6 protein-coding genes are annotated in these 5,436 nt (G+C 63.7%); 5 read left to right on the top strand and 1 reads right to left on the bottom strand.

Annotated elements, in window-relative coordinates:
* Positions 1-258 (bottom strand): demethoxyubiquinone hydroxylase family protein (locus ACXJKR_RS23020; RefSeq protein WP_457324784.1); only part of this gene is annotated, 258 nt, incomplete at its 3' end.
* Between the two features lie 250 nt (positions 259-508).
* On the opposite strand from ACXJKR_RS23020, the gene ACXJKR_RS23015 reads away from it, so the two are divergent.
* The 5 genes from ACXJKR_RS23015 to ACXJKR_RS22995 all read left to right on the top strand — a co-directional run.
* Positions 509-1,546 carry a porin gene (locus tag ACXJKR_RS23015; RefSeq protein ID WP_056203264.1) on the top strand — a complete coding sequence of 346 codons (1,038 nt, stop codon included), beginning with the start codon at positions 509-511 and terminating at the stop codon, positions 1,544-1,546.
* Positions 1,546-2,940 carry a porin gene (locus tag ACXJKR_RS23010; RefSeq protein ID WP_457324783.1) on the top strand — a complete coding sequence of 465 codons (1,395 nt, stop codon included), beginning with the start codon at positions 1,546-1,548 and terminating at the stop codon, positions 2,938-2,940. Before ACXJKR_RS23015 ends, ACXJKR_RS23010 begins: the two co-directional genes overlap by 1 nt.
* 174 nt (positions 2,941-3,114) lie before the next feature.
* Positions 3,115-4,092, top strand: a complete 978-nt coding sequence (locus ACXJKR_RS23005) for an ABC transporter permease (RefSeq protein WP_056203270.1) — start codon at positions 3,115-3,117, stop codon at positions 4,090-4,092.
* Positions 4,093-4,094: 2 nt separating this feature from the next.
* Positions 4,095-5,039 carry an ABC transporter permease gene (locus ACXJKR_RS23000; RefSeq protein ID WP_457324782.1) on the top strand — a complete coding sequence of 315 codons (945 nt, stop codon included), beginning with the start codon at positions 4,095-4,097 and terminating at the stop codon, positions 5,037-5,039.
* Positions 5,036-5,436, top strand: a 401-nt coding sequence (locus ACXJKR_RS22995; RefSeq protein WP_457324781.1) for an ATP-binding cassette domain-containing protein, incomplete at its 3' end; no start/stop codon positions are given. The genes ACXJKR_RS23000 and ACXJKR_RS22995, both read left to right, overlap by 4 nt.

Raw genomic sequence — 5,436 nt, 5'->3', positions numbered from 1 at the left:
GGCGAGGTGATCCAGTTCTTCCTGGGCGGCTTGTTCGAAGTGCCGCCGCAGCTGCTCGTTGCGGCTGAACAGCGCCTGTGACTGGTAAAGCGCCTGGGCGCAGATTTCACCGACGTGATTGACGCGCATCAGCGCTGCCGCGGATTGCTTGTCGGCCGTATCTAGCTCTACGGGCGACTGGGCCGCCGACGGCGACTGGCGGGTGGCGCGGGTGGGCACGAACACGGTGCGAAGCCCGGCGTCGAGCGCGCTGATCAACCTGTCCCGAAAGTCCAGATCACGACGATGTGAATTGCTTGCTCGAGGTTGCATTCAGTTAAGCAATGTTTCGATGAAGAAATGGTGAATCTGGGGCGGCGTTGTGGATCGGCAACGACAACACATAATTTCATATCCGTGAATTCCCCAGCATCTCAAACCTGTAGTGGAATACGCGCACTTCCTCATAGGAGGTAAGTCGCTGTGGCCTGTTCGCTCGGCGACTCGGATGAATACCTAGGAGTATCGAATGAAGAAAGCTCTGATTGCCTTGGCCGTCCTCGGTCTGACCGGCGGCGCTGCCGTCGCGCAATCGTCCGTCACTCTGTTTGGCGTCATTGATGCCGACCTGAAGTACGTCAAGACCGGCGGTCTCACGGTGAAGAAGTTGGACTCCAGCGGTCTGAACACCAGCCGTTTCGGCGTGCGTGGCACCGAAGATCTGGGCGGCGGCCTGAAGGCTGGCTTCTGGCTGGAATCCCAAGTCGACACCGACACCGGTGTCGCTGGTGGCGGTAGCGCCTTCTGGGGGCGCCGCGCCACGGTCAGCCTGAGCGGCGACTTCGGTGAAGTGCGCCTCGGCCGCAACAAGACCGTCTCGCGCCTGCACGTCGAAGACTTCGACCCGTCCGCATTCACCGGCCTGGGCAGCGTCAGCGTGCTGTACAGCAACCTGGGCAGCGGCAACGGTACGTCTTTCGGCCGTGCTGACAACCTCGTCTCGTATTCCCTGCCGGCCAATCTCGGCGGCTTCTACGGCGGTGTGGACATCTCGGCTGGTGAAGGCGTGGACACGAACAAGGGCCAGTCCGTTCGTCTGGGCTATAAGCAGGGTCCCCTGCACGTGTCGGGCGCCTATGCCAGCACGTCCAACGCGGGTGACAGCAGCAAGTTCAAGCTGACCTCGATCGGTGCAGCCTACGACTTCGGCGTGATTCGCCCGTCGCTGTCCTACACGGAGTCCAAGTACCTGTCGCGCAAGCAGCAGATCCTGACGGCTGCCGTGACGGCACCGCTTGGCCAGGGTCAACTGTGGGCCTCGTTCACGGACGCCAAGGCCAATGCTGGCGCCGAGACGGCCGTCGCGGGCTACACCGCCATCGGCGATGCGAAGCTGTTCGCGGCTGGCTACATCTACAACCTGTCCAAGCGTACCGCGCTGTACACGACGTTCTCGCAGCTGAAGAACAGCGGCGCTGCGCGCTTCGCCGTCGGCGGCGCTCCTGCAGCGACCTCCAACGGCCTGAAGTCCACCGGCTACGATGTCGGTGTTCGTCACAGCTTCTGATGTCGAGCGGCCTCTCGGCCGCAGCGAAATCAGCCAAGCCGCCTTCGGGCGGCTTTTCTTTTGTCCCATGCGGGACAGGGGAATTGCTGTGGGAAATCAACAACAGAGCTCGCGTTATGGCAGGGCGCATCACTGAGAATCAAAAAGTTCACTTTTCTTCGCAGGAGACAACCTTGATGAAAAAAGCCACTCTGGCAGTTGCCGCTCTGGCCGCTTGCACCTCTTCCGCTTGGGCCCAGTCCACCGTGACCCTGTACGGCATCGTGGACGCTGCCGCGCGTTACACCACCAACGTCAATCCTGGAGCTGCACCAAAGCAGTTGATCCCTGGCGGCATGTCGCAAAGCCGTCTGGGCGTGAATGTCGTGGAAGACATGGGCGGCGGTCTCAAGGCTCTGGTGAACATGGAGCATCGCCTCAGTTCGGATACCGGCGCTGCCGCCTCTACTTCCGATTTCTGGCGTCAAGCCTGGGTTGGCCTGCAGTCCAGTGACCTGGGCCAGATCCGCCTCGGTCGTCAATACAACATCCTGTTCGACGTCTACACGTCGACCTTCGCATCCTTCCGCTACTCGCCGTATATCGAGGCGTACAAGCCCGAAATCGGCATGTCCATGGCCGCGCGTCAGGACAACATGGTCAAGTACCTGGCCCAGTTTGGCAGCTTCTATGCCGAAGTCCAGGTGAGCGCCGGTGAAGGTCAATCGGGCGCTGCCGCGGCTTTCCCGAACAAGACCGTCGGCGGCTTGGTTCGCTACAACGACGGTAAGTTCGGCGCGGGCGCCGCATATCTGCAAGCGACCGAGCAGACCGGCAAGAAGATCAAGGCGACCGTCCTCGGCGGCTCGTACACGAATGGCCCGCTCTACCTGCATGCGTCGTGGGGCGAGAACAAGTTCGAAAACCCCTTCACGCTGTTGAGCCTGAGCAGCCCCGCAGCTTTCGCGGCCTCGACCGCCGCCGGCGGCCCGGCCAATATCGCCCTGGCGACGCGTACAGCCTATACCGGCGGTATCTTGGGCGCGAACATCTTCAATGGCGATGCGGCTGACATCAAGAAGCGCACCATGATCATGTTCGGCGCGACCTATCAGTTGACGCCTCAGCTGAACATCGGCGCCAATGCCTGGCTGACCGAACAAACGCACTACGGCACGGTCCAGAACCTGGGCCCGTTCAGTGCGGCCTTTGCAGCGGCGCCTGGCGGTTTCTCGACGAACGCCAACACCAAGTCCAAGGCTAACTTCTTCGCCGTCGTCCTCGACTACGCGTTCTCCAAGCGCACCGACGCCTACCTGGAAATGGACTACACCAAGCTCAAGGGCGAGGTGCTGTTCCTGAACGGCGCTGGCAAGCGTGGCGGCGCGATGGTCGGTCTGCGTCACCGCTTCTGATGCCGATGCGGGGCTTCGGCCTCGCGAGGCGTCTCGACGGGCCGCGAAAGCGGCCCGTTTTCATTGGCGGCTCAGGCTCGCGGAGCTAGGGCTTTCCCGGGAAGCCCCGGCCCCCGCACTTCGCCATGATCCCGCCTTCGCGCCGCGCAAAGACGCGCTCGCTTCAAAGTCTTCATGCTGGTCTTCATCCTTCGCCGCCTTGTCCAGGCTCTCGTCGTCATGCTGACGGTCGCCTTCATCGCCTTCATGCTGTTTCAGTACGTGGGCGACCCGGTCACGAATCTGCTGGGCCAGGATGCGACCGAGGAGCAGCGCATCGCCTTGCGCAAGGATCTGGGCCTGGATCAGCCCTTTCCCGTGCAATTCGCGCGCTTCGCGGTCAACGCGGCCCAGGGCGAATTCGGCATCAGCCTGCGCCAGGGCCGCAAGGTTTCAAGCCTCATCGTCGAACGCTTCCCGGCGACGCTGGAGCTCGCTCTCGTCGCCGGCCTGATTGCGCTCGGCCTGGGCATTCCGCTGGGCGTCTATGCGGCGCTGCGCCGCGGCAAGGCAAGCGCGCAACTGCTGATGACGGGCACGCTGTTCGGTGTCAGCCTGCCCAATTTCGTCATCGGCATCGTGCTGATCTGGATCTTCGCGGTCGAACTCAAATGGCTGCCGAGCTTCGGCCGCGGCGAAGTCGTTGCCCTTGGAGCGTGGACTTCGGGCCTGCTGACGCGCGACGGCCTGCTGCACCTCGTCTTGCCGGCCTTCACGCTGTCGGCCTTCCAACTGACGCTGATCATGCGGCTCGTGCGCGCCGAGATGTTGGAGGTGCTGCGCACCGACTACATCCGCTTTGCCCGCGCCCGCGGCCTGACGGACCGCAGCGTCTACTTCGGCCATGCATTGAAGAACACGCTGGTGCCCGTCATCACGATCACCGGCCTGCAACTCGGCTCATTGATTGCCTTTGCCATCATCACMGAGCAGGTCTTCCAGTGGCCCGGCATGGGCCTGCTCTTCATCCAGGCCGTGCAGTTCGCCGACATCCCCGTGATGGCCGCCTATCTCTGCCTGATCTCGCTGATCTTCGTCGTCATCAATCTGGGCGTTGACCTCCTCTATTTCGCCGTCGATCCGCGCCTGCGCGTTGAGGGCAAAGCACATTGACCATGGCAGTCGACGCCAATCCCAACTCCACCCCGTCGGCATCCGCGCTGCGCGGCTTCTTCGACGGCGACGTCTGGCATTCCTTTCGGAACTCGCCGGTCGCGATGCTGGCCGCCGCCATTGCGCTGGTCTGCCTTGTCTGCGCGCTGTTTGCGGAGCTTGTGGCGCCGCACAACCCTTTCGACCTGGCGACGCTGGAACTGATGGACTCGCTCAAGCCGCCGGCCTGGGTCGATGGCGGCGAAGCCAGGTACCGGCTCGGCACGGACGGCCAGGGCCGCGACATTCTGTCCGCGCTGATGTACGGCGCGCGCATCTCGCTGCTCGTCGGCATCGCCTCGGTGCTGCTGTCCATCCTGATCGGCGTCAGCCTGGGCCTGCTGGCGGGCTTCGTTGGCGGCCGCACGGACGCCTTCATCATGCGCATCTGCGATGTGATGCTGTCCTTCCCGTCCATCCTCGTCGCGCTGATGATCAGCGGCGTCGGCCGCAGCCTCTTCCCGCACGCTCCCGACATGCTGGCCTTCGTCGTCCTCGTGCTGGCGATTGCGCTGACGGGCTGGGTGCAGTACGCACGCACCGTGCGCGGCTCGACGCTGGTGGAGCGCAACAAGGAGTACGTGCAGGCCGCTCGCGTCATCGGCGTCGGCTCGCTGCGCATCATGCGTCGCCATGTGCTGCCCAATGTGCTCGGGCCGGTGCTGGTGTTGGCCACCATCCAGATCGCGTCGGCCATCATTGCCGAGGCGACCCTGTCCTTTCTCGGCGTCGGCGTGCCGGCGACCAGCCCGTCCCTGGGTACGCTGATCCGCAATGGCAATGACTACCTGTTCTCGGGCGAATGGTGGATCACCGCCTGGCCCAGCCTGACGCTGGTGCTGATCACGCTCAGTGTGAACCTGCTGGGCGACTGGCTGCGTGACGCGCTCAACCCCCGTCTGCGATGACTGTCCCTTTGCTTGAAGTCAGCCACCTGCGGGTGGAGTTCCCGACCCGCCGCGGCACGTTGTTGGCGCTGGACGACATCTCTTTCTCGATCGCTCCCGGTGAGATCCTTGGCGTCGTCGGCGAATCCGGCGCCGGCAAGTCGCTGACCGGTGCGGCCATCATTGGCCTGCTGGACCCGCCGGGCCGCATCGCCGCCGGCGAGATCAGGCTCGCGGGCCGGCGCATCGACAACCTGCCTTACGAGCAGATGCGCCGTATCCGCGGCAAGGAGATCGGCGCTGTCTTCCAGGATCCGCTGACGTCGCTGAATCCGCTCTACACAGTTGGCCGGCAACTCACCGAGACGATCACGACCCACCTTGATTTGAGCGCCGCCCAGGCCCGGGCCCGGGCCGT

It is taken from the genome of Roseateles sp. P5_E11, assembly GCF_054049355.1.
Note: the sequence above shows the minus strand (reverse complement) of the source record. Positions and strands in the feature narration are given on the sequence as shown.